An 807-nucleotide genomic window follows, 5' to 3' on the forward strand; every position below is an offset into this window, starting at 1 on the left:
GCGCCGGCGTCGAGCGCGGCCTGGATGGCCGGCACGGACGCACGCACGCGCGTGTCCTCGGTGATGTTGCCCTGGTCGTCCTGCGGGACATTCAGGTCGGCGCGGATGAACACCCGCTTGCCGGCGAGCTGGCCGGCGGCGATCAGGTCGGTAAGACGCTTGACTTGGCTCATGTTGAACAGATTGAAGTAGTGGATGGGGAAAGGGGGTTCACGCTGGACGTGCGCGGGCTGCCGCGAAAGGGCGCCGGATGCGGCCGTGGCTGGCGGTTCGCAAGACGCGCACGGGTAAAAAATCTCGAACGGGCATTCTAGCCGATCCATCAGGCAGACTGACCCGTGCGGCGGCGAATTCCGCCTATTTGGGATCGCGCGCCGGAACCGAAGCCTTGCCGCATTGCAGCAATCCGCAGATGCAGGCGGGCAGCGCCCGGCAAGCCGGAACGGCGGCGCATCAGAAGATCAGGCGCAGCGCGGTGAACACGAGCATGCCGACGACGATCGTGCCGAGCATGCTGCGTCGCCACAAAAACCAGCCGAGGCCGGCGAGCGCCGCGTAGAACGGATGATTGGACAGCCCGAACGACAGCCCGGCCGGCGTTTCGAGCACGTCGGGCAGCACGACGGCGACCAGCGCGGCGGCCGGCGCGTAGCGCAGCGCGCGCTGCACGCGNNAACAGCGCGCGCGTGACGGCCGTGACGATCGTCATCCCGACGATGACGATCCAGATCTCGGTCGCGCTCATTCGATGTCCTTTTCGTGCACGGTTTCGGTCCGGATGCGCCGCCAGTCGGCGCGCTCGACGAA

2 protein-coding genes and 1 pseudogene are annotated in these 807 nt (G+C 67.3%); all 3 read right to left on the reverse strand.

Annotated elements, in window-relative coordinates; translation table 11 throughout:
* The coding region (pgk, locus tag A9Z05_RS37455; protein WP_256121826.1) for a phosphoglycerate kinase at positions 1-323 on the reverse strand (323 nt) is incomplete at its 3' end.
* A gap of 130 nt (positions 324-453) precedes the next feature.
* Positions 454-672, reverse strand: a 219-nt coding sequence (locus A9Z05_RS03215) for an AzlD domain-containing protein (protein WP_256121827.1), incomplete at its 5' end; no start/stop codon positions are given.
* Positions 673-674: 2 nt separating this feature from the next.
* Positions 675-745: pseudogene (locus A9Z05_RS37460) on the reverse strand (AzlD domain-containing protein); the annotation flags it as partial.
* Positions 746-807: the final 62 nt, after the last annotated feature.

The sequence above is a fragment of the Burkholderia sp. A2 genome (genome assembly GCF_001729305.1).
In the GTDB taxonomy this organism is placed as follows: Bacteria; Pseudomonadota; Gammaproteobacteria; order Burkholderiales; family Burkholderiaceae; genus Burkholderia; species Burkholderia sola.